The organism is Amycolatopsis rhabdoformis, from assembly GCF_035918295.1.
In the GTDB taxonomy this organism is placed as follows: domain Bacteria; phylum Actinomycetota; class Actinomycetes; order Mycobacteriales; family Pseudonocardiaceae; genus Amycolatopsis; species Amycolatopsis rhabdoformis.
On the sequence record NZ_CP142149.1, the window covers coordinates 6,927,797 to 6,952,427 of the forward strand.

At 70.2% G+C, this 24,631-nt stretch carries 25 protein-coding genes; 15 read left to right on the forward strand and 10 right to left on the reverse strand.

What is annotated here, in order from left to right:
- Window positions 1–210: 210 nt before the first annotated feature.
- From VSH64_RS31880 to VSH64_RS31895, 4 genes are all read left to right on the forward strand, one after another.
- Window positions 211–1,455 carry a family 16 glycosylhydrolase gene (locus VSH64_RS31880; protein ID WP_326566456.1) on the forward strand — a complete coding sequence of 415 codons (1,245 nt, stop codon included), beginning with the start codon at window positions 211–213 and terminating at the stop codon, window positions 1,453–1,455.
- Between the two features lie 373 nt (window positions 1,456–1,828).
- Entirely contained in the window at window positions 1,829–2,926 is a 1,098-nt protein-coding gene (locus VSH64_RS31885) for a ricin-type beta-trefoil lectin domain protein (protein ID WP_326566457.1), read from the forward strand.
- A gap of 2 nt (window positions 2,927–2,928) precedes the next feature.
- Complete coding sequence (locus VSH64_RS31890; protein ID WP_326566458.1) at window positions 2,929–4,800, forward strand: ricin-type beta-trefoil lectin domain protein; 1,872 nt, start codon at window positions 2,929–2,931, stop codon at window positions 4,798–4,800.
- 19 nt (window positions 4,801–4,819) lie between these two features.
- A complete protein-coding gene (locus VSH64_RS31895) occupies window positions 4,820–6,187 on the forward strand; it encodes a ricin-type beta-trefoil lectin domain protein (RefSeq protein ID WP_326566459.1) in 1,368 nt (455 codons plus the stop codon).
- Window positions 6,188–6,710: 523 nt separating this feature from the next.
- Here the strand turns inward: VSH64_RS31895 and VSH64_RS31900 are convergent.
- Window positions 6,711–7,424 (reverse strand): GntR family transcriptional regulator, encoded by a 714-nt coding sequence (locus VSH64_RS31900; RefSeq protein ID WP_326566460.1) that lies wholly within the window; start codon window positions 7,422–7,424, stop codon window positions 6,711–6,713.
- 124 nt (window positions 7,425–7,548) lie between these two features.
- On the opposite strand from VSH64_RS31900, the gene VSH64_RS31905 reads away from it, so the two are divergent.
- Genes VSH64_RS31905 through VSH64_RS31925 form a run of 5 tightly spaced genes read left to right on the forward strand, consistent with a single transcriptional unit; the run spans window position 7,549 to window position 11,837 of the window.
- Window positions 7,549–8,814 carry an MFS transporter gene (locus VSH64_RS31905; RefSeq protein ID WP_326566461.1) on the forward strand — a complete coding sequence of 422 codons (1,266 nt, stop codon included), beginning with the start codon at window positions 7,549–7,551 and terminating at the stop codon, window positions 8,812–8,814.
- Window positions 8,811–9,605 carry a putative hydro-lyase gene (locus tag VSH64_RS31910; RefSeq protein ID WP_326566462.1) on the forward strand — a complete coding sequence of 265 codons (795 nt, stop codon included), beginning with the start codon at window positions 8,811–8,813 and terminating at the stop codon, window positions 9,603–9,605. The genes VSH64_RS31905 and VSH64_RS31910 overlap by 4 nt, the downstream gene beginning before the upstream one ends.
- The gene (locus VSH64_RS31915; RefSeq protein ID WP_326566463.1) at window positions 9,596–10,345 is read left to right on the forward strand and encodes a LamB/YcsF family protein; all 750 of its coding nucleotides are present in this window, start codon (window positions 9,596–9,598) and stop codon (window positions 10,343–10,345) included. The genes VSH64_RS31910 and VSH64_RS31915 overlap by 10 nt, the downstream gene beginning before the upstream one ends.
- Before the next feature lie 29 nt (window positions 10,346–10,374).
- Entirely contained in the window at window positions 10,375–10,944 is a 570-nt protein-coding gene (locus VSH64_RS31920) for a 5-oxoprolinase subunit B family protein (RefSeq protein ID WP_326838076.1), read from the forward strand.
- Complete coding sequence (locus VSH64_RS31925; RefSeq protein WP_326566464.1) at window positions 10,944–11,837, forward strand: 5-oxoprolinase subunit C family protein; 894 nt, start codon at window positions 10,944–10,946, stop codon at window positions 11,835–11,837. Before VSH64_RS31920 ends, VSH64_RS31925 begins: the two co-directional genes overlap by 1 nt.
- On the opposite strand, the gene VSH64_RS31930 is transcribed toward VSH64_RS31925, so the two are convergent.
- Window positions 11,763–12,134, reverse strand: coding sequence for a hypothetical protein (locus VSH64_RS31930; protein WP_326566465.1), 372 nt, complete (start codon window positions 12,132–12,134; stop codon window positions 11,763–11,765). The genes VSH64_RS31925 and VSH64_RS31930 overlap by 75 nt on opposite strands.
- A gap of 91 nt (window positions 12,135–12,225) precedes the next feature.
- On the opposite strand from VSH64_RS31930, the gene VSH64_RS31935 reads away from it, so the two are divergent.
- Entirely contained in the window at window positions 12,226–12,819 is a 594-nt protein-coding gene (locus VSH64_RS31935; protein ID WP_326566466.1) for a helix-turn-helix domain-containing protein, read from the forward strand.
- On the opposite strand, the gene VSH64_RS31940 is transcribed toward VSH64_RS31935, so the two are convergent.
- From VSH64_RS31940 to VSH64_RS31965, 6 genes are all read right to left on the reverse strand, one after another.
- Entirely contained in the window at window positions 12,788–13,405 is a 618-nt protein-coding gene (locus VSH64_RS31940; protein WP_326566467.1) for an alpha-ketoglutarate-dependent dioxygenase AlkB family protein, read from the reverse strand. The genes VSH64_RS31935 and VSH64_RS31940 overlap by 32 nt on opposite strands.
- A gap of 196 nt (window positions 13,406–13,601) precedes the next feature.
- Window positions 13,602–14,657, reverse strand: coding sequence for an alcohol dehydrogenase catalytic domain-containing protein (locus VSH64_RS31945; RefSeq protein ID WP_326566468.1), 1,056 nt, complete (start codon window positions 14,655–14,657; stop codon window positions 13,602–13,604).
- Window positions 14,658–14,885: 228 nt separating this feature from the next.
- Window positions 14,886–15,215: a transcriptional regulator gene (locus VSH64_RS31950; protein ID WP_326566469.1), complete on the reverse strand. Its 330-nt coding sequence runs from the start codon at window positions 15,213–15,215 to the stop codon at window positions 14,886–14,888.
- Window positions 15,216–15,289: 74 nt separating this feature from the next.
- Window positions 15,290–16,111 carry an LLM class flavin-dependent oxidoreductase gene (locus tag VSH64_RS31955; RefSeq protein WP_326566470.1) on the reverse strand — a complete coding sequence of 274 codons (822 nt, stop codon included), beginning with the start codon at window positions 16,109–16,111 and terminating at the stop codon, window positions 15,290–15,292.
- Window positions 16,112–16,754: 643 nt separating this feature from the next.
- Window positions 16,755–17,438 carry a metal-dependent transcriptional regulator gene (locus VSH64_RS31960; protein ID WP_326566471.1) on the reverse strand — a complete coding sequence of 228 codons (684 nt, stop codon included), beginning with the start codon at window positions 17,436–17,438 and terminating at the stop codon, window positions 16,755–16,757.
- Between the two features lie 120 nt (window positions 17,439–17,558).
- A complete protein-coding gene (locus tag VSH64_RS31965) occupies window positions 17,559–17,999 on the reverse strand; it encodes a GNAT family N-acetyltransferase (RefSeq protein ID WP_326566472.1) in 441 nt (146 codons plus the stop codon).
- A 45-nt stretch (window positions 18,000–18,044) separates the two neighbouring features.
- On the opposite strand from VSH64_RS31965, the gene VSH64_RS31970 reads away from it, so the two are divergent.
- Window positions 18,045–18,398 (forward strand): hypothetical protein, encoded by a 354-nt coding sequence (locus VSH64_RS31970; RefSeq protein WP_326566473.1) that lies wholly within the window; start codon window positions 18,045–18,047, stop codon window positions 18,396–18,398.
- A 1-nt stretch (window position 18,399) separates the two neighbouring features.
- On the opposite strand, the gene VSH64_RS31975 is transcribed toward VSH64_RS31970, so the two are convergent.
- On the reverse strand, window positions 18,400–19,986 hold the full coding sequence (locus VSH64_RS31975) for an amidohydrolase (RefSeq protein WP_326566474.1): 1,587 nt from the start codon (window positions 19,984–19,986) through the stop codon (window positions 18,400–18,402).
- A gap of 47 nt (window positions 19,987–20,033) precedes the next feature.
- Between VSH64_RS31975 and VSH64_RS31980 the strand changes: the two genes are divergently transcribed.
- Genes VSH64_RS31980 through VSH64_RS31995 form a run of 4 tightly spaced genes read left to right on the forward strand, consistent with a single transcriptional unit; the run spans window position 20,034 to window position 23,320 of the window.
- Complete coding sequence (locus VSH64_RS31980) at window positions 20,034–20,777, forward strand: enoyl-CoA hydratase/isomerase family protein (protein ID WP_326566475.1); 744 nt, start codon at window positions 20,034–20,036, stop codon at window positions 20,775–20,777.
- A complete protein-coding gene (locus VSH64_RS31985; RefSeq protein ID WP_326566476.1) occupies window positions 20,774–22,306 on the forward strand; it encodes an ATP-dependent acyl-CoA ligase in 1,533 nt (510 codons plus the stop codon). The genes VSH64_RS31980 and VSH64_RS31985 overlap by 4 nt, the downstream gene beginning before the upstream one ends.
- On the forward strand, window positions 22,303–22,950 hold the full coding sequence (locus VSH64_RS31990) for a TetR/AcrR family transcriptional regulator (protein ID WP_326566477.1): 648 nt from the start codon (window positions 22,303–22,305) through the stop codon (window positions 22,948–22,950). Before VSH64_RS31985 ends, VSH64_RS31990 begins: the two co-directional genes overlap by 4 nt.
- A 46-nt stretch (window positions 22,951–22,996) precedes the next feature.
- Window positions 22,997–23,320 (forward strand): hypothetical protein, encoded by a 324-nt coding sequence (locus VSH64_RS31995; RefSeq protein ID WP_326566478.1) that lies wholly within the window; start codon window positions 22,997–22,999, stop codon window positions 23,318–23,320.
- Window positions 23,321–23,425: 105 nt separating this feature from the next.
- Here VSH64_RS31995 and VSH64_RS32000 read toward each other — a convergent pair whose 3' ends face one another.
- Window positions 23,426–24,595, reverse strand: coding sequence for an acyl-CoA dehydrogenase family protein (locus VSH64_RS32000; protein WP_326566479.1), 1,170 nt, complete (start codon window positions 24,593–24,595; stop codon window positions 23,426–23,428).
- Between the last annotated feature and the right edge of the window lie 36 nt (window positions 24,596–24,631).

Below are 24,631 nucleotides of genomic sequence, written 5' to 3' on the forward strand. Positions count from 1 at the left end.
CATGCATACTGCTTTTACTTTGTTGCCAGGCACAACAAAGTAGTCCGATTAGTCCGACCCCTGCCGCCCGCCTGCGGTCCACCTCCGGAGTGGACACGAAGCGCTCGGCCGAGAACCGCACGGTCCCCACCGCCGTGCTCTCCTCCGCCCCGCCGCGTTTTCGTGCTGCGCCTGAAAGCGCGGTCCCCTCCGCAAGAAGAGGTGACAACGATGTCCATCTCCCGTTCTCTGAGACGTTCCCGCTGGGCCGGGCTGTTCGCGGCCGCGGCGCTGCTGACCGTCGGACTCCAGGCGACGCCCGCCGTGCTGGCACCCCCGGAAGCGGCCGCGGCGGCCAGTTTCACCGACGACTTCAACGGCGCCGCGGGCAGCCCGGCCGACGGTTCGAAGTGGAACTACGAGACCGGCGACAACGTGAACAACCACGAGCGCCAGTACTACACGTCGGGCACGAACAACGCTTCGCTCGACGGGCAGGGCCACCTCGTGATCACGGCCAAGCGCGAGAACCCGGGCAACTACAACTGCTGGTACGGCCGCTGCGAGTACACGTCCGCGCGCCTCAACACCTCCGGCAAGTTCAGCCAGGCCTACGGCCACTTCGAGACCCGCATGAAGCTCCCGCGCGGCCAGGGCATGTGGCCCGCGTTCTGGATGCTCGGCGGCGGAAACTGGCCCACGGACGGCGAAATCGACGTGATGGAGAACGTCGGCTTCGAGCCCAACACCGTGCACGGCACGATCCACGGCCCGGGTTACTCGGGCGCGGGCGGCATCGGCGCCGGCTACAACGGCCCCAACTTCTCCGACGACTTCCACACCTACGCCGTGGACTGGTCGCCGAACAAGATCGTGTGGTCGGTCGACGGCAACGCGTACCAGACCCGCACGCCGTCGGACCTGAACGGCAACCGCTGGGTCTACGACCACAACTTCTTCATCATCATGAACCTCGCCGTGGGCGGCTACTGGCCCGGCGATCCCAACGGCAGCACGCAGTTCCCGCAACAGCTCGTGGTCGACTACGTGCACGTGACCACCAGCACCGGCGGCGGCACCACCCCGCCCAGCGGGCGCACCGGCCGCATCACCGGCATCGCCGGCAAGTGCGTGGACGTCGCGGGCGCCAACAGCGCCAACGCCACACCCATCCAGATCACCGACTGCAACGGCAACGCCGCGCAGAACTGGACCGTCGGCGGCGACGGCACCCTGCGCGCCCTGGGCAAGTGCATGGACGTCGCCTCGGCCGGCACCACCGACGGCACCCCGGTGCAGCTCTACGACTGCAACGGTTCCGGCGCCCAGCAATGGGTCGTCACCGCGGCGCACGACATCGTGAACCCGGCGGCGAACAAGTGCCTGGACGCCACGGGCAACAGCTCGGCCAACGGCACGCGCCTGCAGATCTGGACGTGCACCGGCACGGCGAACCAGAAGTGGACCGCTCCCTGATCCTGTCGGCTCGCACCGTGATCCGCTGACGGTCACCCGGCTTCGGCCGGGCCCGGCGGATCCCCCACACCGCCGCGCGGGGCTGTTCGCCTCCTCCCTCCTCCGGCAGCCTCGCGCGGTGTTCCACTCCGGTCCCCACCGGTTCTCCCGTTCGCCCGGGTGTCGTGATCCCGACCGGATCGCGCCACCCGGAGCCCCGGATCCCCACCGGCCCGCCTCCACCCGCGAGGCACCGCCGGGGTTTGACGCGAACCCGCTCGACCGCCCGCTCCCCACCGGGCACTCCCCCGTCCCCACCGGACACTCCCCAGTCCCCACCGGACACTCCCCAGTCCCCACCGTGATCTCCCTTCCCCCCAAGGAGAACCCCATCGTGCGGCGATTCCTCGTCGCGCTGGCAGGTTGTGCCCTGCTGGCGCTTTCCTTCCTCTCCGGAGCGGCCGCCCAAGCCACTCCGGCCACGCAAGCAATCCAGGCAACCCCAGCGGCACCGGCCGCCGGACCCACCGCGGCCCAGCTCCTCGCCAAGACCAACTCCTGCCAACAGATCTCCAACGGCAAGTACAGCTTCGACGAAGGCGGCGCGGCCACCGTCCCCGTCTGCCAGGCGAACGGTGCCGTGTTCTTCAAGGCCGACATGGACATCGACTGCGACGGTGTGCGCACCAGCCAGTGCAACGAGAACACCGACTGCTGCTTCTACCCCGACACCGCGTTCCACACCTCCACCGACCAACCGCTCAACGCGGCACAACTGCCCTACATCGTCCTGCCGCAACCGACGTCCACTTGGGACTACCGGCAGTACGGCATCGACGGCGGCTCGGTGGTCGCCGTGATCTACAACAACAAAGTGACCTACGCGGTGGTGGGTGACACCGGCCCGACGAGCATCATCGGCGAGGCCTCCTACGCCACGGCCGTGAGCCTCGGCATCGACCCCGACCCGAGCAGCGGCGGCACCGAGGGCCCGGTCACCTACGTCGTGTTCCCCAACACGCACGTGAACCCGATCGAGAACCACAACACCGCCGTCACCACGGGCGAGTCGTCGGCCAACAGCTGGGTGGGCGGCACCACGACCCCGCCGACCGGGGGCGCCGGCCAGATCACCGGGCTCGGTGGCAAGTGCGTCGACATCGCCGGCGCGAACCCCGCCAACGGCACCGCGGTGCAGCTCTACGACTGCAACGGCACCAACGCGCAGAACTGGACCGTCGGCTCCGACGGCACGATCCGCGCGCTCGGCAAGTGCCTCGACGCGGCCGGCACCGCCAACGGCACCAAGGCCCAGATCTGGGACTGCACCGGCGGCGCGGTCCAGCGCTGGACCCGCAACTCCACCGGCAACCTGGTCAACGCCGCCTCGAGCAAGTGTCTCGACGCCACCGACAACAGCTCCGCCAATGGCACGCGCCTGCAGATCTGGACGTGCGCCGCCACCGCGAACCAGAAGTGGACGGTGTCGTAGGCATGCGCAAACGGCACCTGCTCCCATTGCTCGGCGCCGCGGCGCTGGCACTGTCCACCGTGGCCGTGCCGGTCGCGCAGGCGGCGAACGAGACCGTGAACATCTGGCTCACCACCACCGACGACGCCAAGGGTGTGAACGTGACACGCGGCCTGCAGCAGCAGACGCCGATCACGTTCTCGGCCGGCACCGGCAGTGGCCAGCAGACGATCAACGTGAACGAGAACACCACCTACCAGCAGTTCGAAGGCGCGGGCGCGTCGTTCACCGACAGCGCGGCCTACCTGATGAACTCGAGCAACCTGCTCTCCGCGAGCACCCGCACGCAAGTAATGCAGAAGCTGTTCGACCCCAACGTCGGCATCGGCGTCAGCTTCCTGCGCAACCCCATGGGCGCGTCGGACCTCGCGCGCTACAACTACACCTACGACGACATGCCCGCCGGGCAGACCGACCCGAACCTGCAGCACTTCTCGATCGCCCACGACCAGGTGGACGTGCTGCCGCTCACGAAGCAGGCCAAGCAGCTCAACCCGCAGCTGAAGGTGATGGCCTCGCCGTGGACGGCGCCGCCGTGGATGAAGGACAACGACGCCTACAGCCAGGGCTGGCTCGAATCGCAGTACTACAACGCCTACGCCCAGTACTTCGTGAAGTACGCGCAGGCCTACCAGAGCGCCGGCGTGCCGATCGACTACCTGTCGGTGCAGAACGAGCCGACCTGCTGCCCCGGCTACCCGTCGACGCAGTGGAACGGTTCGGGGCTGGCGTTCTTCACCAAGAACAACCTGCTGCCGGCCCTGCACTCCGCGGGCCTGGCCAGCAAGGTCCTCGCGCTGGACTGGAACTGGGACCAGTACCAGTCCTTCGCCGCGCCGACGATGGACGACGCGGCCATCCGCAACGACCCGAACTTCGGCGGCATGGCCTGGCACGGCTACGGCGGCAACGTGGCGCAGCAGACGACCGTGCACAACCAGTACCCGAACGTGAACGCGTACTCGACCGAGCACTCCGGCGGCACCTGGATCGGCAACCAGCAGGCCGAGGACATGAACAACATCGTGGACTACACGCGCAACTGGAGCCGCACGGTCACGAAGTGGAGCCTCGCGGTCGACCAGGCGCACAACCCGCACAACGGCGGCTGTGACACCTGCACGGGGCTGATCACCGTCCACAATGGAGACGGTCGCAACGGTCAGGTCGACTACACCGTCGAGTACTACACGATGGGCCACCTCACCAAGTTCGTGAAGCCGGGCGCGGTGCGGATCGATTCCAACGACACCGCCGCCGTGCGCAACGTCGCGTGGAAGAACCCGGACGGCTCGAAGGCCCTGATCGCCTACAACTCCGGCACGGGCAACCAGAGCGTGCGCGTGAACTGGGGCGGCCAGTCGTTCACCTACTCGCTGCCGGGCCGCACCTCGGCCACGTTCACCTGGAACGGCACGCAGTCGAACGGCGGCACCACCACGCCGCCGACCGGGCGCACCGGGCAGATCACCGGCCTGGCCGGCAAGTGCCTCGACGTCGCGGGCGCCAACAGCGCCAACGGCACCGCGGTGGACCTCTACGACTGCAACGGCACCGGCGCGCAGCAGTGGACGATCGGCACCGACGGCACGATCCGTGCCCTCGGCAAATGCCTCGACGTCGCCTCGGCGGCCACCACGGACGGCGCGAAAGTGCAGCTCTACGACTGCAACGGCACCGGCGCCCAACAGTGGTCGGCCAACTCCTCGCGCGACATCGTGAACACCGCCGCCAACAAGTGCCTCGACGCCACCGGCAACACCTCGGCCAACGGCACCCGCGCGCAGATCTGGACGTGCACCGGCGCGGCCAACCAGAAGTGGACCGCTCCGTAACCCTCCCCAGGAGTCCCCGATGAGAAAACGAGTCCTCGCGGCGATCGGCGGCCTGTTCGCCGCGTCCGCCCTCACCCTGATCCCGGGCGCCGCGCAGGCGGCGACCGGGCAGATCACCGGCCTCGGCGGCAAGTGCGTCGACGTCGCCGGAGCCAACAGCGCCAACGGCACGGCGGTGCAGCTCTACGGTTGCAACGGCAGCAGCGCGCAGCAGTGGAACGTCGGCAGCGACGGCACGATCCGCGCCCTCGGCAAATGCCTCGACGTCGCCTCGGCGGCCACCACGGACGGCGCGAAAGTGCAGCTCTACGACTGCAACGGCACCGGCGCGCAGCAGTGGACGGTGAGCGCCGCCCACGACATCGTGAACACCGCCGCCAACAAGTGCCTCGACGTCACCGGCCAGAGCTCGGCCGACGGCACCCGTCTGCAGATCTGGACCTGCACCGGCACCGCCAACCAGAAGTGGACCGCGCCCTCGGGTGGCGGCGGCACCACGCCGCCACCGCCGACGGCCGGTGCGATGGCCGTGGCGCCGTACCTCTACAACGGCTGGGGCGCCCCGCCGAACCCCACCACGATCATGAACGCGACGGGCGTGAAGTGGTTCACGCTGGCGTTCGTGCTGTCCAACGGCTACTGCAACCCGCAGTGGGACGGCGCCCGCGGCCTCACCGGCGGCGTGGACCAGAGCACGATCAACACCGTGCGCGGTGCGGGCGGCGACGTGATCCCGTCGTTCGGCGGCTACAGCGGCAACAAGCTCGAGTCGTCGTGCGGCAGCGCCGGTGAGCTCGCCGCGGCCTACCAGAAGGTGATCAACGCCTACGGTCTCAAGGCGATCGACATCGACATCGAAGCCGACGCCTACAGCAACCCGACCGTGCAGCAGCGCACCGTCGACGCGCTGAAGACCGTGCGCAACAACAACCCGGGCATCAAGATCTACGTCACGTTCGGCACCGGCACCAGCGGTCCGGACGCGAGCCTGGTCAACCGCGCGGCGCAGTCCGGGTTCGCGGCCGACGGCTGGGTCATCATGCCGTTCGACTTCGGTGGCGCCGGCCAGAACATGGGCACGCTCACCACCCGCGCGGCCGAAGGCCTGAAGAACGTGGTCAAGAACGCCTTCGGCTACACCGACGACAACGCCTACCGGCACATGGGCATCTCGTCGATGAACGGCATCACGGACCAGAACGAGACGGTGACGGTGGCCGACTTCACCACGATCCTGGGTTACGCGAACCAGCACCACCTCGCGCGGCTCACGTTCTGGTCGGCCAACCGCGACCGGCCGTGCACGGGTGGTCCGGACGACAGCTGCTCGAAGGTTTCGCAGCAGCCGTGGGACTACACCAGGGTGTTCGCGCGCTACGCGGGCTGAACGTCCGAAGTGGACTGAACCGGGATTAACGCAACGGCGGACCGTGATCTCCCCCCGGGGACCACGGTTCGCCGTTGCTCCACCATCTCCACCATCTCCCGGTCGCGCATTCCGGATCGGGCACTGGGGGCGACCATCCCGATCCGAGCACCGCGAGAGCGACAGGCCCCGCCTGGGGGTTCCGGGGCCTGCAGTGCTTTCGCTTCACGCGACCTGGTGAAGACGTTAATCAGGTGGCCGCGATCTTGACACCGCCCAGACTACGGACGGCCCGAACGGCCATTCCCGGCTGCCCGTCCGCGCGAGAGCACGCTATGTAAGCAAGTGCTTCATCCCTTTTCCGACGGAAGTAGGGCCGTTCCTGCGTCGGGGAAGCGCAACTCATGACAAACGTTTTCCATGGCGTAGCACACACTTTCCGGCTCATCACCGGCGATTTTCGTGGCCACGCCACGGATCCGGCCGAGCCGCGGCCGGCCAGTCCGGTTTGGACCACCGTTGGTCCAAGCCACCACCCGAGCGGTCAGCTCGGCTGACGGACCCCGTCCGCCGAACGCTCCGCGTACGCCTCGACCAGCTGCGCCTCGGCGTCACCGAGGTACGCGGCGAGCAGCTTCTCCGTGCGCCGGCCGTCGCCTTCGCCGAGCGGCCCGAGCAGCTCGCGGTTGCGCGGCAGGTAGCGCTCGTGGAAGCGGCGCGGGTCGGCCATCACGTGGAACACCAAGCGCAGCTCGGCCGTGAGGCCCTGCATCAGCTCGACCACGCGCTCGCTGCCGGTGAGGGCCACGAGCTCGCTGTGGAACCGGATGTTCGCCGTGCCGAGCTCCTGCCAGCGCCCGGTTTCGGCCGCTTGGTCACCCTCGGCGACCGTGGCCGCGATCTTGTCGTACGACGCCGGCCGCTCGGTGATCCCGCGGACCGCGGCGCACTCCACGAGCTTGCGCACGCGGTAGATGTCGCGCACGTCGTCGACGGTCGGCACGCGCACGAAGACCCCGCGGTTGAGCTCGTGGGTGAGCAGCCGCTCGTGCGTGAGCAGGCGGAACGACTCCCGCAGCGTGTTGCGCGAGACGCCGAGCGCATTGCCGATGTCCTGCTCCGACAGCCGGCCGCCCGGCCGGAAGAAGCCCTCGGCGATGCGCGTGCGCAGCACTCCGGCGACCCGCTCCGCGGTGCTCGTGCGGCTCAGCAGACCGCGGTCGGCTGCCAGGCCCGGCTGGCTCTCGTCGGTGACCACGTCGCCCAGAGTAGCCGCAGGGTTGAGAACAATAAAATGAAAGACTTGTGGAATTGTTCAACGATCCGTACGGTGACTGCCATGTGACTCGTGCCACTTGAGAACTCTCCCTGCGAGGTACCCCATGAACACGAACGTGACAGCAGGCACCACGAGTGCGGCCCGGCCGTTCGAGTGGTTCCGATCCCTCGGACCGAAGGGCAAACGAGCCTTCTTCGGCGCCTTCGGCGGCTACGGCCTCGATTCCTTCGACTACCAGACCCTGCCGTTCGGCCTGGCCGCCATCACGGCCTACTTCGGCATCTCCTCCGGCGAAGCCGGCCTGCTCAGCACCACGACGCTGGTGGTCTCCGCGATCGGCGGCATCGGCGCCGGCGTGCTCGCCGACCGCATCGGCCGCGTCCGCACGCTGCAGCTGACCATCGCGATGTACACGATCTTCACCGTGCTCTGCGGGTTCGCCCCGAACTTCGAGACGCTGCTGGTGTTCCGCGGCCTGCAGGGTCTGGGCTTCGGTGGTGAGTGGGCCGTCGGCGCCGCGCTCGTCGCCGAGTACTGCTCGGCGCGCTACCGCGGCCGCACGGTCGCGTTCGTGCAGAGCGCGTGGGCGGTGGGCTGGGGCCTGCTGGTGATCGTGTACACGGTGCTGTTCAGCGTGCTCGACGACGCCATCGCCTGGCGCGTGCTGTTCTGGGTCGGCGTGCTGCCGGCGCTGCTCGTGCTGTGGGTGCGGCGCAGTGTGTCCGACGCCGAGCACGTGACCGAACGCCGCACCAAGACGAAGGTGCGTGGCTCGCTCGCCGGCATCTTCCGCGGCGGCCTGCTGCGCACCACGCTGTTCGCGGCGCTGCTCGCGACCGGCGTGCAGGGCGGCTACTACACGCTGTTCACGTGGCTGCCGAACTACCTCAAGAGCAGCCGCGGCCTCGACGTGGTCGGCACCGGCGGCTACTTCGCACTGCTGATCCCCGGCGCGTTCATCGGCTACATCTGCGGTGGTTACCTCGCGGACCTGCTGGGGCGCAAGCGAACCTTCCTGCTGTTCTCCGTGCTGTCGGCGGCGCTGATCGTGCTGTTCGTGCAGCTGCCCTACGGCGCCAACGGACTGATGCTGCTGATCAGCTTCCCGCTCGGCTTCTCGACGTCGGCGATCTTCAGCGGCTTCGGCGCGTACCTCGCCGAGCTGTACCCCACCGAGGTGCGGGCCACCGGCCAGGGCTTCACGTACAACTTCGGCCGCGCGGTGGGCGCCGCGTTCCCCGCTGTGGTCGGGTTCATGGGTGCGGGCGGCGCGATCGCGCTCGGTGCCGTCGGATACCTCATCGCCGCGCTGGCGCTGCTCGGCCTGCCCGAGACCCGCGGACGGGAACTGACCGGAATCCCGTCATGACCAGCCTGAGCGACCCCGCCACACTCACCCCCGTCGAGGCCCGCGCGCTCTTCCGCGCGGGCACCGACCGCCCCACCGAAGGCTGGGCCAGGGGCTACGCGCAGGCCAACCTCATCGCCGTTCCGCAGGACTGGGCCGACGACGTGCTGTTGTTCTGCGCGCGCAACCAGAAGGCGTGCCCGGTGCTCGACGTCAGCGCGCCCGGTGATCCCGCGTCGCGGCTCGCGCCGGGCGCCGACCTGCGCACCGATCTGCCGCGCTACCGCGTGTGGCACAACGGGGTGCTGACCGGCGAGATCACCGACGCGTCGGGGCTTTGGCGCAGCGACATGGTGGCGTTCGCGATCGGCTGCACGTACACGTTCGAAGAGCCGCTGCTCGCGGCCGGGGTGCCGCTGCGGAACGTGGCGCAGGGGCGCGGCGTGGCCATGTACGTGACCGATCGGCCGTGTGAACCGGCGGGCCGGCTGCACGGGCCGCTGGTGGTGACCATGCGGCCGATCCCGGCCGACCGGGTCGACGACGCCGTGCGGATCACCTCGGCGATGCCCTCGATGCACGGCACCCCGGTGCACGTCGGCGACCCGGCCGAGCTGGGCATCGCGGACCTCGCGCGGCCCGACTTCGGCGACGCCGTGGACCTGGAACCCGGCGACGTGCCGGTGTTCTGGGCCTGCGGCGTCACCCCGCAGGCGGCGGTGATGGCTTCGCGGCCACCGTTCGCCATCACGCACGCGCCGGGGTACATGTTCTTGACGGACCAGCTCGAGACGGGAGTGACATGGACCTGAACAGTGACCTCGGCGAGGGCTTCGGCGCCTGGCGGATGGGCGACGACGAGGCGATGCTCGACATCGTGACCAGCGCAAACGTGGCGTGCGGCTTCCACGCCGGAGACCCGGGCGTGATGCGGCGGGTGTGCGAGCGCGCGGCCGAGCGCGGCGTGACGATCGGCGCGCACGTCGCCTACCGCGATCTCGCCGGCTTCGGCAGGCGGGCCATGGACATCGCGCCCGAGGACCTCACCAACGACGTGCTGTACCAGATCGGCGCGCTCGACGCGTTCGCGCGCGCTGCCGGTACGTCGGTGAAGTACGTGAAAGCACACGGCGCGTTGTACAACACCGCGGCCGTGGACGCGGAGCAGGCGGCGGCGCTCGTCGAGGGCGTACGGCGCTTCGGCACCGGGCTGGCGCTGCTGTGCCCGCCGGATTCGGAGATGCTGCGCGCCGCGACGGCGGCCGGGGTCACCGGGTACGCCGAGGCGTTCGCGGATCGCGCGTACACGCCGGAGGGCCGGCTGGTGTCGCGCAAGCTGCCGGGCGCGGTGCTGCACGACGCCGACGAGGTCGCGGCGCGCGCCACGGAAATGGCGACCAGCGGGTCCGTGGTGGACATCGAGGGCGGGAAGCTCGACCTGCGCGCGGTTTCGTTGTGCGTGCACGGCGACACCCCGGGTGCGGTGGACCTCGCGCGCCGGATCCGGGCGTCGCTCGCGGAAGCCGGGGTCACGGTGGAGTCGTTCGTGTGAACACTGTGCTCCCCTACGGCGGTTCCGCGATGCTCGTCGAGACCGACGACGTACTCGGGCTGCAGGCGGCGCTGGAAAGCACCCCGGTCGCCGGGGTCGTGGAACTCGTGCCCGCGGCCCGGACGTTGCTGGTGCGGTTCGATCCCGCGGACACCGACGTCGCCACGTTGACCCGTTCGCTGGCTTCGGTGTCCACTGTGGACGTGGTGGCCGAGGCTTCGCGGACGGTCACCGTGCCGGTGCGCTACGACGGCGCGGATCTCGCGGACGTCGCGGCAGCTTCCGGGTTGTCAGTGCCCGAGGTCGTGGCCCGGCACAACGCGGCAACGTATGTGGTGTCGTTCTGCGGCTTCGCGCCGGGCTTCGCCTACCTGGCCGGCTTGGACCCCGCGCTGCACCTGCCGCGCCGCTCGACCCCGCGCACGCGGGTGCCGACCGGCTCGGTCGCGATCGCCGGCGAGTACTCGGCGATCTACCCGCGCGTCTCACCCGGCGGCTGGCACCTGCTCGGCCACGCCGACACGCCGGTGTGGGACGTCGAGCGCACGCCACCGAACCTCCTCACGCCCGGCACCCGCGTGCGGTTCGAGGCGGCGTGATGACCGGCAAGGCCGAAGTGCTCGCGACCGGTCCGTTCGCGACGGTGCAGGACCTCGGGCGGCCCGGTCTCGCCGCCGTCGGGGTCGGCCGGTCCGGTGCGGCCGACCGGGCGTCGCTGCGGCTGGCGAACCGGCTGGTCGGCAACCCCGAGACACACGCGGCGCTGGAAGTGACGTTCGGCGGCCTGGTCCTGCGGGTCTCGGAGGCCACCACGGTCGCCGTGACCGGGGCCGAGGTCGCGGTGCGCGCGGGACGGCGCGCGGCCGCGCCCGACGCGCCCATCACCTTGCGCGCCGGTGAAGAGCTCGCGCTCGGCACGGCCACGCGCGGCCTGCGGTGTTACGTCGCCATCCGCGGCGGTTTCGACGTCCTGCCGGTGCTCGGCGCGCGGGCCACCGACACCATGGGCGGGCTCGGACCACGGCCGCTGGCGCCCGGGATGACACTGCCGATCGGTGCCGTGGTGGCCGACCACCCCGTGGTGGACCTGGCCCCGCGGCGCGCGCTCGAGGACGAGCCGGTGCTGCGCATCGCCCCCGGACCGCGGCTCGACTGGTTCACCGGCAGCGCACTGTCCACTTTGGTCACCACGCGCTACACCGTGACCGCGGATCTCGACCGCATCGGTGTGCGGCTCGACGGCCCGGCGCTGCAGCGGGCCCGCGCCGGCGAGCTGCCGCCGGAAGCGGCCGTGCCGGGCGCGCTGCAGGTGCCGCCTTCGGGAGTGCCGATCCTGTTCCTCGCCGACCACCCCGTGACCGGCGGTTATCCGGTGCCGGCCGTGGTCGTCGAGTCCGACGTGGACCTCGCCGCGCAGCTACGGCCGGGGCAGCACGTGCGGTTCGCGCTGCACCGCGAAGGCCGAGAACAGGCAGAACGCCGCCAGCGGTAGCTCGACCAGCGCCATCGCCACCGACTCCCCGACGTCCGGGCCCGCCGTGGTGACGTCGAACCACGCGTCGACCAGCAGCACCGCCGCGGTGGCCGCGGCCACGAGCGGCGCCCGGCGGTCGTGGCGCAGCAGCCACCAGCCCGTGAGCAGCAGCCCCACCAGCTCCAGCACGTCGAGCCCCAGCCACGCCAGCCGCCAGTGCTGCGCCGCGTAGGTGTCGGGCAGCGTCGCGGCCAAGACCCCCAACCACGGCAGCAATCCCGCTCCGGCGACCGCCGGTACCCAGCCCCTCCGCATGGTTTCCCCCTTCGTCCCGGCCAGGTTAGCCAATTGCAGAGACTTTTTGCAAACTTCCTCTGCAACGGTTCTCTGCACTACGCTCGGCGCCATGGCGGAACCCCCGGAGCAACGCGTCCTCACCGGCCCGGACCTCAAGGCCTTGCAGAAGGCGCTGGCCAACCCGGTGCGCCGCGACATCCTCACCTACCTGGGCAAACACGGGGAAGCGAACTCCACGAGCGTCGCGAAGGCGCTGGGCGAGAGCACCGGCACCACGAGCTACCACCTGCGCAAGCTCGCGGAGCAGACGCTGATCGCCGAGGTGGCGGAGCGCTCCGCCGGACGCGAGCGCTGGTGGCGGTCGATGATGACGAACATCTACACGCCACCGGGTCTGGAACTGACCGCCGACGAGCGCACCGCCGCGACCCAGATCGGCGCGCTGAAGATGAGCCACGACCTCGACCTCGTGGTGCGCGCGTACGCCGGCTACGACAGCGCCGAGGGCTGGCACCAGATCTACCGCGCGGGGCTCACCCTCACCCGGGACCAGGTGGCCGCGTTCGCCGAGGATTTCCGGGCGCTGCTGTGGAAGTACACGGTCGAAGGCGAACCGGAACCGGGCGCGCGCGAAATGGCCGTGCGGCTGGTGGTGCTGCCGGAGGAGAGCCTCACAGGCCCGATACCCGCAACGTCAGATTGAGCCGGCCGGTGAGGCCGAGCGCCGGATCCGCGGTGCCCGGCAAGGTGCGCGGCACGCCGTGGAAGGCCAGCCGCGAGGGGCCGCCGAACACGAAGAGATCGCCGGAGCGCAGTTCGACGTCGGTGTAGGGGCGGTTGCGGTTCTCGGTGTTGCCGAAGCGGAACACGCACGTGTCGCCGAGGCTCAGGGACACCACGGGCTCGAGTGAGCGCTCGTCCTTGTCCTGGTGCTGGCCCATTTTCGCGGTGGCGTCGTAGTAGTTCACGAGGGCGACGTCGGGCTCGTAGCCGGCGTGGCCGTACGCCTCGGTGACCGCGCGCCGGCCGAGGTCGCCGAGCCAGGAGGGAAACGGTTCCACGGGCGAGCCGTCTTCGCGGGTGCGCGAGTAGCGGTAGGGCAGCCAGTGCCAACCGAGGCAGACCATGCGCACCGACATCAGGCCGCCGCTGGGCAGGCGGGTCTGGCGGTAGCCGCGCCAGCCGCGGCACGCCTCGACCAGCGAGCGCTGTTCGTCGAGGTCGAGCCAATCGGGCACGTGGACCGCGCCGGGCGCGAGCTCGGACCGGGGGCGGGGCAACAGTTCCATCGCAGCCGATTGTCACAAAGTCGCGGGCGGAAAAGGCCGCAGGAGCCGCCCGAAGGGTCCGGGCCGGGCGCTCCTGCGGCAATATCCCTCGCCGAAACCGCCGCCTTGACACTCCCATACTCGAGTGTCACAGGCCAGGTCTCGATCAGCTACAAGATGGACACGTGACGCGACGATCGAGCGTCATCACCATGCGTCACCCGAACTCGACGACGGTGACCCCCGCCCGCGCCGGCACGGGGTCGTTCATCGCAGCCAGCGCAGCCGGTACGTCGTCGAGACCGATGCGCGTGCCGATCAGCCCGGCGAGGTCGATGCCCGAGCGCTCGACCACGCTGAGCAACTCCGGGTACTCGTGGGCCTGCAGCCCGTGGATGCCCACGAGCTCCAGCTCACCGCCGATCACGCGGTGCATCGGGATCGGCGCGACCCCCTGCGCGGGCGGCATCAGGCCGGCCTGCACGTGGCGGCCGCGTTTGCGCAGGCTGCCGACCGACGCGGCGCACGTGGCCGGCGAGCCCAGGCAGTCGAGCGACACGTGGGTGCCGCCGCCGGTGAGCGACCGGACGTGGGCCGAAACCGCTTCCGGGCCGTCGAACGCGCTCGCGTCCACGCTCAGCACCGCGCCCGACCGCTCGGCCAGCGCCCGCGCGGCCGGCGACACGTCCACCGCCACCACCTTCGCGCCGGCGGCCGCGGCCAGCAGCACCGCGGAGATGCCGACGCCACCGCAGCCGTAGACCGAAACCCACTGGCCCGCGCGCACGCCACCCTGTCGCAGCACCGCGCGGAACGCCGTGCCGAACCGGCAGCCGAGCGCGGCGGCCTCGGCCGCCGACATCGAGTCCGGCAGCCTGACGAGGTTGGCTTGCGCGTGTTCGATCGCCACGAGCTCCGCGAACGAACCCCAGTGCGTGGCACCGGGCTGGAACTCGTCGTCGCAGATCTGCTGGTCACCGCGGGCACACTGCGCACAGTTGCCGCACGCGCACACGAACGGCACCGTCACGCGCGCGCCGACCTCCCAGCCCCGCACGCCTTCCCCGACCGCCGCGATCCGCCCGGCCAACTCGTGCCCGGCGACGTGCGGCAGCTTCACGGCCTCGTCGTGGCCCTGCCACGTGTGCCAATCACTGCGGCACACACCCGTGGCCTCGACCTCGATCACGACCCCACCGGCCGGCACGACCGGATCCGGCACCTCGACCACCTGGGGCAGCTGTTTGAACTCTTCGATCACCACTGCACGCATGTGTTGATCGTAAGAGAGAGCTAGTCCGGCTCCCCACATGCTGTTCGGGTCGATTCGCCCCTGCAACCCGGCCACCGCAACCCAGCCCCAGCGCGAGATCGCGCCGGTTTCTGGATTGGACGGTGCGATCGGCCGCCAGGCCGATCCGACCGTTCGATCCAGGAGCCGGCTTGGGGCGATCTCGCACGCCTCGGCGGAGCCGAGGCCGAAAACACAGCCGAAGGCGGCTTATCGGTGCTGAGCGCGTGAGCGCGCAGGACCGAGGAGCCGCCGCAGGGAATTCGGAGGCACGCCCAGGATGTCTTCCAGATTCCTTAGGGCCTGCAACGATTCCGGCCGCTCCGGGCGGCAGCGGCCCGATTGCCAGTGGCTCAATGTCGCGAGACTCAGGGAAGTTCCCCTGCCACGCAACCGATATCTGATCCTGTCCAGTCCCAGCCCCCTCGCTCTGATTGCCGCTCGCAGGGCGTCGGCGAACGGGCCCGCCTCGAGCAACCGCCCGAGATCCCGTTCCGCCGATTCCGCCCTGTCCATCGTCGACGTTCGCTGACCGGTCATCGCACACGCTCCGAACCATGTCGCTTCCCGAAACCTCGGAGCGTAGGCCGGAGTCCGCATGATCGGAAGGGTTATCACCCGCCTGCGGTGAGAGAACGAGCGATCTCCGCAAAGGGTTCTGCGTAGCCGGAATTGACGGTGACGTAGGAAATCCCCCACCGTTCTCGCCAGCGGAGAAGAGTTTCCTGTGCTGCAGCCGGGTTTTCCGGCAGCACGGTGACGGCGCCGCTCGCCGCCAGCTCGGGAACGTCCACACCGGTGTACTTCGCGATCTGCGGCGCCGGCGCATTTCCGACGGCAATCAAGTTGACCGAAAGTTCGATGTCGGGGAATCGCGACCCCGCCATTTCGCGGAAGCTCTCCACAATGGAGTCGGCTGCGGATTCGGTGGTGCGCGGCTCCCACGACAGGGTGACCACATCGGCCTCCCGCGCGGCGAGCGCGAGCATCTTCGGCCCGCCACCGGCGAGCAGCAGCCGCGGACGTTCGGGTGTTTCCTTGAGGAACGCGATCGTGTCGGCCAGGCGTGCGATGCGCTCACCGGGCTTCGCGAACTCGCGACCGAGCCGGCTCGCGAAGCCGGCCGCACCGGGCCGGCCGACGCCGAGACCGAGCTCGAACCGGCCGCCGGTCACGCGGTGCAGCGTGCTCACCTGCCAGCCGAGCTGCGCGGCGTCGCGGAACGGATCGGCGAGCACGAACGTACCCACCGTGAGCCGGCTCGTGACCGCGGCGGCCGCCGGCACGAGCGTGAGCGGGTCGGCCTCGCCGACGGGATCGGTGGCGAGCAGGGTGTCGAGGCCGAGCTCCTCGATCCGGCGGGCCTGGGCGGTCCAGGCCTTGAGGTCGGGGGCATACCCGGCGACGATCCCGAAGCGGAACGGTTTCGTGGTCATGCCACCCATCGTCGGCGCCCGCGCGGTCGCCCACATCCGCCGAGGAGCGACACCGCCACGTACGCCCGGCACCGCACTCGCCTGGAGCGGGTGCGGTGCTTGTGGACAACTTCCGGGTTCGTCGGGTGGCTGTGGACAACTCCGGTGAGAACACGGTTTTGTCGGGGCGCGCCGGTAGAATGGATCATGGGCGGCCCCCGGGAGGGTGGGCTATGCCGTCGCGGGGGGGCGTGGATCGGCGGGGCCGATCAGAGTCGACCTGGCTCGTGTCACGTAGCGACTCGGGTCGATTGGCGAGTCAGGTCGATTGGCGAGTCGGGTTGTGTAGCGACTCGGGGCGCGCTGCGGAGGTCGGACGCGCGGCAGCGCAGAGCGGACCGCCCAGTCCATAGCCGGCCGCCGAGCGCAGAGCCGCCCACCGACTCGCGCCGCGTAGCGACTCGGCTCGCGCTGTGCAGGCCACCCGCCCCGCAACGCAGAGCCGACCACTCAGCTCAAAGCCGCCCACCGACTCGTGTCGCGTAGCGACTCGGCTCGCGCGGCGGAGGTCGGACGCCCGGCAGCGCAGAGCCAACCACCGAGCTCAGAGCCAACTACCGAGCGCAGAGCCACTCACCTCAGACCCGGCTACCGACCACCGAGTTCAGCGAACCGCGACCGACAACGCCTGCGCGATCTCCTTGCCGATCGCGTGCGTCGCCGCGTCCGGGGGTTGGCCGACCTTCACGACCATCGGGCCGCCGAAGGGTTGGCGTTCGACGACTTCGATGCGTTCGCCGAGGCCGATGGCGTGTTCGGTGAGGTAGCGGAGGAGTTCGGGGTCGGTGTCCCACACGCGCACGATCTCGCCGACCGCGCCGGGCTGGAGGTCGTCGAGGATGTGGGTGGGGACTTCTTCGACGCTGCCGTCGGGGGCCGGGATGGGGTCGCCGTGGGGGTCGCGCAGGGGGTTGCCGAGTTTGGCGGCGATGCGTTCCACCAGGCGGTCGGACACGGCGTGCTCGAGGGCGTCGGCCTCGGCGTGGACCTCGTCCCAGGTGTAGCCGAGCTCGGAGACCAGGTAGGTCTCGATCAGCCGGTGGCGGCGCAGCACCGACCGCGCGAGGAGCCGTCCCTCGGCGGTCAGCTCGATGCCGCGGTAGGGCACGTGGGCGACCAGGCCGAGCTGCGAAAGCTTCGTGACCATGCCCGACGCCGACGAAGGGCTCACCTCGAGCCGTCCCGCCAGCGTCGCGTTGGTCACGGCCTCACCGCGCTCGACGAGCCCGTAGATCACTCGAACGTAGTCCTCGACCGACGACGACCTCCGGACGGAACCATCTTCCATACCGCATACGATACGGGCTCACCCCTCACCGTCCGGACACCACGGGCGGGCCCGAACGCGGTTCGGCCGTTCCGCCTGGTGACCGACTCGTTCCGGACCGCGGTGGTCCGGACAGCGCTCTCACGGCCGCCAGCGGTACCTGATCCAGTCGGGCACGGGCTCGGCGCCCAGGTTCGCGTAGAACGCCTCGGCTTTCTCGTTGCCGGCCTGCATGTCCCACTCGACGCGGCCGGTGGTGCGGGCGCGCAGCTCGTCGAGCAGCTCGCGGCCCAGCCCGTGGCGCCGGTGTTCGGGACGGATGAACAGGTCGTCGAGCCAGATGCCCGGCCGCGCCTCCCACGTGGAGAAGTTCCAGCTGCAGAAGGCGAACCCGGCGACCACGTCGGGCCGGTCCGGCGGCGTCGCGATGAGCACCCACGCCTTGGGCTCGGGCCCGAACAGGTATCCGCTCATCTCGGCGCGGTCGAGCTTGAGGTCGTGCTTGTCCTCGTACACGGCGTGCTCTTCGATGAGCGCGCAGATCTGTTCGGCGTCTTCGAAGACGGCATCGCGGACGGGCATGCGGAGAACTCCGTTCTTGTCGGTGGTGGCGGTTACGGTGCGGACATGAGTCCTGAAGACCGGTTCGAGGACCTGATCGACGAGCTGCTGGCCGAGCACCTCGACGGTGTCGAGCCGCCCCGGCCCGGCCGCGGTTTCGGGTCCAGCGCGCTGCGGGTGCACAACCGGATCTTCGCCATGCTCGTTCGCGAGCACCTCGTGGTGAAGCTGCCGAAGCCGCGGGTCGACACGCTGGTGACCGAGGGCCACGGCGTGCGCTTCGACGCGAACAAGGGCACGCCGATGAAGGAGTGGTTCGTGCTCGCAGACGACTCGTCGCTCGGCTGGTCCGCGTTGGCCCGCGAGGCGTTGACCTTCGTGGACAACGCTCCCGGCAAAAAGGAGGCCGGCCGGCGATAGCTCACGATGCCTCGTACCGCAGCTCGCCGCCCACGGCCGTGGCCAGCACGCGCAACTCGCCACCACTGTCCAAAGCGGACAGTGGATCGGTCGGCAGCGCCACGAAATCCGCGAGCTTGCCCACCTCCAACGTGCCGAGATCGTGTTCGGCGAAGGTCGCATACGCGGAACCGTAGGTGTACGCGCGCAGCGCCTCGGCCGGCGTCAGCGCTTCCTCCGGCGAGAACGGCGCGCCCGTCGAGGTGCGCCGGTGCACCATGTCGGCCAGCCCGAGGAGCGGCGCGCCGTCGACCACGGGCCGGTCGGAGCTGGCGGGCAGCACGCAGCCGGCGTCGAGCACGCTGCGCAGGCGGTAACACCACGGCACGCGCGCCTCGCCGAGGGCCGCGCGCATGCCGTCGCCGAGCTCGTTCACGAACCGGCCCTGCGGCGAAGCGATGAGCCCGAGTCGCGCGAGCCGCGTGAGCTCGTCGGGCTGCAGCACCGCGCAGTGCTCGATGCGGTGCCGGTGATCCTCGCGCGGCGAAGCGGCCAACGCGGCTTCGTACGCGTCGAGCACCACGGTGATCGCGCGGTCGCCGATGGCGTGTGTCGCGATCTGCCAACCCGCGTCGTGCGCGCGGCGGATGGTGCGGGTCAGCTCGTCTTCCGGCACCTGGAAGTAACCGCGGTTGTCCGGTTCCCCGTCGAACGGCGAGTGCATCGCGCAGGTGCGCCCGACCAGGGAGCCGTCGGCGAAGAGCTTCATCGGCCCCACGCGCAGCCACTCGTCGCCGAGGCCGGTGCGCAGGCCCAGGTCGAGGCCGAAACCGGCGCCGTCGGGCAGGTCGTGCAGCACGCTCGCGGCCACCATCACCGTGCTGCGCACGCGCAGCACACCGCGTTCGCGCGCCAGCTGGTAGGCGGCCAGCTCGGCCGGCGTCTCGCCGACCAGCCCGCCACCGATGCCGGCCTCCTGCACGCTCGTGATGCCCTCGGCCAGGAAGCGCTCGCTCGCGCGGTCGAGGCCGCGCACCACGGCGTCGATCGGCGTCGGATAGGTCAGCGGGCGCAGCAGCAGCTGGGCCTGCTCGCGCAGCAGCCCGGTCGGCGAGCCGGCGGGGTCGAGCACCACGTCGCCGCCCACCGGCACGTGCGCGAGGTCGAGCTGGTGCAGCACGGCCGAGTTGACCACGGTCATGTGCCCGGACGTGTGCTTGAGCCGCACCAGCATGCCCGGCGCCGCGCGGTCGAGGCCGTGGCGATCGGGGTGCGCGCCGCCGGCCAGCTTGTTCTGGTCGTAACCGCTTCCGACGACCCAGCTGCCGGCGGGCAGCTCGGCCGCCCGGCGCGCCACGGCGGCGTAGACCTCCTCGACGCTGCGGCAATCGCTCAATGCGACGTCGTCGAGGCCCATGCCGAACCACGCCATGTGGTTGTGCGCGTCGTGGAAGCCGGGCACCACATACGCGCCGCCGAGGTCCACCCGAGTGCGCGCGGAGAGCGCCGAAGCGTCTTCACCCAGCGCCACCACCCGGCCGTGCAGCACGGCGAGCGCGCTCTCCCCGGTGAGCAGCCGGGCGTTCTCGTACACCGCGTCGACTCGCATGACCGAGACCCTATCGATCGATCGATCGAACGTCTAGGCTCACGCTCATGAGCACCGTGGACCTCGCCGTCGAGGGCGGCATCGCACACGTCCGGCTGAACCGCCCCGAGCGGCTGAACGCCGTGGCGGCCGTGCTGGTGGACGACTTCCTGATCGCCCTGGACGGCGTCGCGCGCAGCGACGCCCGCGTGGTCGTGCTGTCCGGCAACGGCCGCGCGTTCTGCGCCGGCCACGACCTCAAGGAACCCACCCCCGAAGGCGATTCGCGCGCCCGCCTCGACCGGCTGCAGGACGTGACGCGCAAGCTGCGCGCGCTGCCGCAGCCGGTGATCGCCGCCGTGCACGGCTACGCGATCGGCGCCGGCGCGGAGTTCGCGCTGGGCTGCGACCTGGTGCTGGCCGCCGACGACGCCGTGTTCGCCTTCCCCGAGGTCTCGCTCGGCCTGAGCGTGACCGGCGCGGCTTCGCGCCTGCTGCCGCTGCTCGTGGGGCCGATGAAGGCGAAGGAGCTGCTCCTGCTCGGCGAGCGCTTCGACGGCCGGCGCGCCCACGACCTGGGCCTGGTCAACGCCTCCGTGCCCGCGGCCGAGCTCATGACACTCGCGCTGGGCTGGGCCGAGAAGATCGCGCACCATCCGGCCGAAGCCGCCACCATGGCCAAGCGCGCCCTCGACGCCGGGATCGATCACGCCCTCGAATCGGCGCTCGAGCTGGAAGTGAGCCACGCGCTGATCACCGAGCACTCGGCCGCCGTGCGGGAGTCCACCGAAGCGTTCCGGAGCCGTTCGTGAAGCCCTTGCCACAAGCGGACACGCTCGTGGCACTGCTGAGCCGCGCTGCCGAGCTGTGGCCGCGGCGCACGGCGTGGATCTTCGACGCGAGCGACGAGCGCTTCACCTTCGCCGACGTCGACGAGCGCAGCGGCCGGTTCGCTGCCGCGTTGCACGAGCTCGGCGTGCGGCCCGGCGACCGCGTGGCCGTGATGCTGCGCAACCAGCCGGAGTTCCCGCTGCTGTGGCTCGCGCTGGCGAAGCTCGGCGCGGTGCTGGTGCCGGTGAACACGAACTACCGCGAGTTCGACGGCGCCCACGTGCTGCGCCACTCCGGCGCCCGGTTCGCCGTGGCTGCCGACGAGTTCGTGGCGCTGCTGGAGAAGATCGCGCCGGACACCGTGGTGGAACGCGTGCTGACTCCGGCGCAGCTCCAGGCCGAAACGCCCCGCGCGGCCGCAGCGGTGGTCGCCGAGCAGCCGGTGAACATCCAGTACACCTCGGGCACCACCGGCGCGCCCAAGGGCTGCGTACTGCCGCACCGGTACTGGACCACGCTCGCGATCAGCCTCGCCACGGACTTCCCGTCCGTCGGCGAGGACGACGTGCTCCTCACCGCACAGCCGTTCCACTACATCGATCCACAGTGGAACGTCGCGTTGGGACTCGCGGGCGGCGCCACGCTGGTGGTGCTCGACCGCTTCCACCCGACCACGTTCTGGGCCAAGGTGCGCGAGCACCGGGTGACCTGGTTCTACTGCCTCGGCCTGATGCCGACGCTGCTGCTGCGCCAGCCACCGCACGAGGACGACCGCAACCACCGCGTGCGCGCAATCTGCGCGTCGGCCATCCCCCGCGAGCTGCACGCCGAGCTGGAACAGCGGTGGGGCGCGCCGTGGTACGAGGCCTTCGGCATGACCGAGACCGGCGGCGACATCCGTGTGCCGGAGGCCGACCACGACGTGGCCGTGGGCACCGGCTGCATCGGCCGGCCCAGCCGCGACCGCGAGGTGCTGATCGCCGACGAGCACGGGAAACCGCTGCCCCGCGGCGAAACCGGTGAGCTGCTGATCCGCGGAATCGGCCTGATGCACGGCTACCACGACGATCCCGAAGCGACCGCGCGCGCGTTCGCCGGCGGCTGGTTCCACACCGGAGACCTGGCGAGCATGGACGCCGAGGGCCGCGTGTTCTTCGTGGGCCGCACCAAGGACATGATCCGGCGCAGTGGTGAGAACATCTCGGCCGACGAGGTCGAGCGCGCGCTGCTGCTGCACCCCGCCGTGCGCCTCGCGGCCGTGCTCGCGGTGCCCGATGAGCTGCGCGGCGAAGAGGTGAAGGCCTACGTCGTGTGCGACGGTTCGCCCACGCCGGAAGAGCTGGCGCAGTTCTGCGCCGAGAAGCTGGCGTACTTCAAGGTGCCGCGCTTCTGGGCGTTCCCCGGCGAACTGCCGCTCACGCCTTCGGAACGCGTAGCGAAGGGCGAGCTGCGCAAGGTGGCCGACCTGCGCGCCGGCGCGTGGGACCGAACCACCGGGGAGTGGCTGTGAGCAGCGGTGAACGCGTGCGCGCGGCGGCCGTGAAACTGTTCGCCGCCAAGGGTTTCCACGGCACCGGCATCCGTGATCTCGCGAGCGAGGCCGAGCTGTCGTCGGCCAGTCTGTACCACTACATGGGCACCAAGGAGGACCTGCTCGTCGAGATCATGACCACGGCGTTGCGCCGGCTGCTCGACGCGGCGGGCAAGGCCACCGCCGACGCGGCCGATCCGGTGGCGCGGCTGCGATCGCTGGTGGCGCTGCACGTGCTCGCGCACGCCGCGCAGCCGGCCGAAACCCGGGTGGTGGACAACGAAGTCGACGCGCTTTCGGATGCCGCGCGTACGCGGGTCGTCGCTCTGCGGGACGAATACGAGGACCTGTGGGCCCGAGCGATCGCGGACGGCGTGGCGGCCGGGGTGTTCCACACCGCACACCCGGCCGTGACGCGCCTGGCACTGCTGGAGATGTGCAGCGGGGTCGCGCGCTGGTACTCACCACTCGGGCCGTTGCCGCTCGAAGAGCTGGCCACGCACTACGCGGAGCTGGCGCTCGGTGCGCTGGGTCACCCCGTCGCCGTAGCCGTCCCCGATCTGCGACAGTGCCTGAAAGTCGTCGCCCAGGTGTGGGACATGCCTGTTCAGCCGGGGTTTTAGCGTCCTACGCCTTGCTGATTGGGCGAACGTGGGGGACGCTCGAAGGGTGACTGAGCAAACGATCCACCTGGAATTGGACGACTCGGGTCTCGCACCTAGCCTGCCCGCTCCAGCAAATCCCCGCGACCAGGTGCAGGATGTGCCTTATCGCCCGGTCGAGTTCCGCGATGACGATCTGCCGACCGCCCTCGAACGCTGTGCCGGCTGGCTGCGTCAAGCTCAGGAGTGGCTCGGTGAACCGCTCGACATCCTGGCGATCCACCTCGATTACGACGATCGCCAGGGTTCCCCGTACTACGACGTGAAGGTGCTCTGCAACGAAGAGGACCTCGCCGGCGTCCCCATCGCCCTCCGCAACAGCAGCAAATGACTTTCTGAGAACACCGTTCACGCCTGGAAAACCAGTGAAGGCCTCCCCGCGGGACTCTGAGTCCCCCGGGGAGGCCTTCACGGCGTTGCGGGCCTGGGCAGCGGCTCAGCCGAGCGCGCCACCGACCTTCACGTGGCCCTTGAGCAGGTTGCGCGCGATGGTGCGGCGCTGGATCTCGTCGGTGCCTTCGTAGATGCGCAGCAGCCGCAGCTCGCGGTACCAGCGTTCCACCGGCAGCTCACGGGTGTAGCCCATCCCGCCGTGGATCTGCAGCACGCGGTCCACGATCTCGTTGGCCTTCTGGCCGCCGTAGAGCTTCGCCATCGACTGCGCGTGGCGCGAGTCCATCTTCTGGTCCACCTGCCACGCGGCGTGCAGCACGAGCCAGCGCAGCGCTTCGAGCTCGACTCCCGAGTCGGCGATCATCCACTGGATCGCCTGGCGCTCGGCGATCTTCTGGCCGAACGTCTCGCGGGTGTTGGCGTGCTCGATGGCCATGGAGATCAGCCGCTCGCACGAACCGATCGCGCGGGCCGGCAGCAGGTAGCGGCCCTGGCCGATCCACTGCATCGCGAGCTCGAAGCCGCGGCCTTCCTCGCCGAGGATCTGCGACTCGGGCACGCGCACGTCCTGGAACACCAGCGCGGCCGGGCCCCACTCGCCCATCGTGTCGATGTACTCGGACTTCCAGCCCATCTCCCGGTCGACGAGGAAGCAGGTGACGCCGCCGTTGGCGCCCTTCTCCGGGTCGGTGATGGCGAAGACCATCACGAAGTCGGCTTCGTTGCCGCCGGTGATGAAGGTCTTCTCGCCGTTGATGACCCAGTCGGTGCCGTCCTTGCGCGCGGTCGTGCGGATGGCCTTCGCGTCGGAGCCGGCGCCGGGTTCGGTGATGGCGAAGCACGACTTGCGCTCGCCGGAGATCGTCGGCAGCAGGTAGGTCTGCTTCTGCTCCTCGTTGGCGTGGAACAGGATGTTGTCCGCGGCGCCGCCGAAGCGGAACGGCACGAAGGTGCGGCCCAGCTCGGCCTCGAGCAGCGCGGCCATCACGGCCGAGAGCCCCATGCCGCCGTACTCCTCAGGCGTGAGCACGCCCCAGAAGCCGGATTCCTTGGCCTTGAGCTGCAGTTCCTTCAGCTCGTCGGCCGTGACCCCCGGCTGACCGGCGCGCTCGCGGCGGAGCACTTCCTGCTCCCGCGGCACGAGCTCACGCTGGACGAACGTGCGCACCCAATCGCGCACTTCGCGTTCTTCGGTGCTCAGGGTGAAATCCATCGAGACTCCCGTCCTCCTCGCTAAGCGCTTGCTTAG

Excerpts from the sequence above, each read along its gene's own strand:
- VSH64_RS31880 (WP_326566456.1), top strand. The coding sequence starts at position 211 with ATGTCCATCTCCCGTTCTCTGAGACGTTCCCGCTGGGCCGGGCTGTTC.
- VSH64_RS31890 (WP_326566458.1), top strand. The coding sequence starts at position 2,929 with ATGCGCAAACGGCACCTGCTCCCATTGCTCGGCGCCGCGGCGCTGGCA.
- VSH64_RS31895 (WP_326566459.1), top strand. The coding sequence starts at position 4,820 with ATGAGAAAACGAGTCCTCGCGGCGATCGGCGGCCTGTTCGCCGCGTCC.
- VSH64_RS31905 (WP_326566461.1), top strand. The coding sequence starts at position 7,549 with ATGAACACGAACGTGACAGCAGGCACCACGAGTGCGGCCCGGCCGTTC.
- VSH64_RS31910 (WP_326566462.1), top strand. The coding sequence starts at position 8,811 with ATGACCAGCCTGAGCGACCCCGCCACACTCACCCCCGTCGAGGCCCGC.
- VSH64_RS31915 (WP_326566463.1), top strand. The coding sequence starts at position 9,596 with ATGGACCTGAACAGTGACCTCGGCGAGGGCTTCGGCGCCTGGCGGATG.
- VSH64_RS31920 (WP_326838076.1), top strand. The coding sequence starts at position 10,375 with ATGCTCGTCGAGACCGACGACGTACTCGGGCTGCAGGCGGCGCTGGAA.
- VSH64_RS31925 (WP_326566464.1), top strand. The coding sequence starts at position 10,944 with ATGACCGGCAAGGCCGAAGTGCTCGCGACCGGTCCGTTCGCGACGGTG.
- VSH64_RS31930 (WP_326566465.1), bottom strand. The coding sequence starts at position 12,134 with ATGCGGAGGGGCTGGGTACCGGCGGTCGCCGGAGCGGGATTGCTGCCG.
- VSH64_RS31935 (WP_326566466.1), top strand. The coding sequence starts at position 12,226 with ATGGCGGAACCCCCGGAGCAACGCGTCCTCACCGGCCCGGACCTCAAG.
- VSH64_RS31940 (WP_326566467.1), bottom strand. The coding sequence starts at position 13,405 with ATGGAACTGTTGCCCCGCCCCCGGTCCGAGCTCGCGCCCGGCGCGGTC.
- VSH64_RS31945 (WP_326566468.1), bottom strand. The coding sequence starts at position 14,657 with ATGCGTGCAGTGGTGATCGAAGAGTTCAAACAGCTGCCCCAGGTGGTC.
- VSH64_RS31950 (WP_326566469.1), bottom strand. The coding sequence starts at position 15,215 with ATGACCGGTCAGCGAACGTCGACGATGGACAGGGCGGAATCGGCGGAA.
- VSH64_RS31955 (WP_326566470.1), bottom strand. The coding sequence starts at position 16,111 with ATGACCACGAAACCGTTCCGCTTCGGGATCGTCGCCGGGTATGCCCCC.
- VSH64_RS31960 (WP_326566471.1), bottom strand. The coding sequence starts at position 17,438 with ATGGAAGATGGTTCCGTCCGGAGGTCGTCGTCGGTCGAGGACTACGTT.
- VSH64_RS31965 (WP_326566472.1), bottom strand. The coding sequence starts at position 17,999 with ATGCCCGTCCGCGATGCCGTCTTCGAAGACGCCGAACAGATCTGCGCG.
- VSH64_RS31970 (WP_326566473.1), top strand. The coding sequence starts at position 18,045 with ATGAGTCCTGAAGACCGGTTCGAGGACCTGATCGACGAGCTGCTGGCC.
- VSH64_RS31975 (WP_326566474.1), bottom strand. The coding sequence starts at position 19,986 with ATGCGAGTCGACGCGGTGTACGAGAACGCCCGGCTGCTCACCGGGGAG.
- VSH64_RS31980 (WP_326566475.1), top strand. The coding sequence starts at position 20,034 with ATGAGCACCGTGGACCTCGCCGTCGAGGGCGGCATCGCACACGTCCGG.
- VSH64_RS32000 (WP_326566479.1), bottom strand. The coding sequence starts at position 24,595 with ATGGATTTCACCCTGAGCACCGAAGAACGCGAAGTGCGCGATTGGGTG.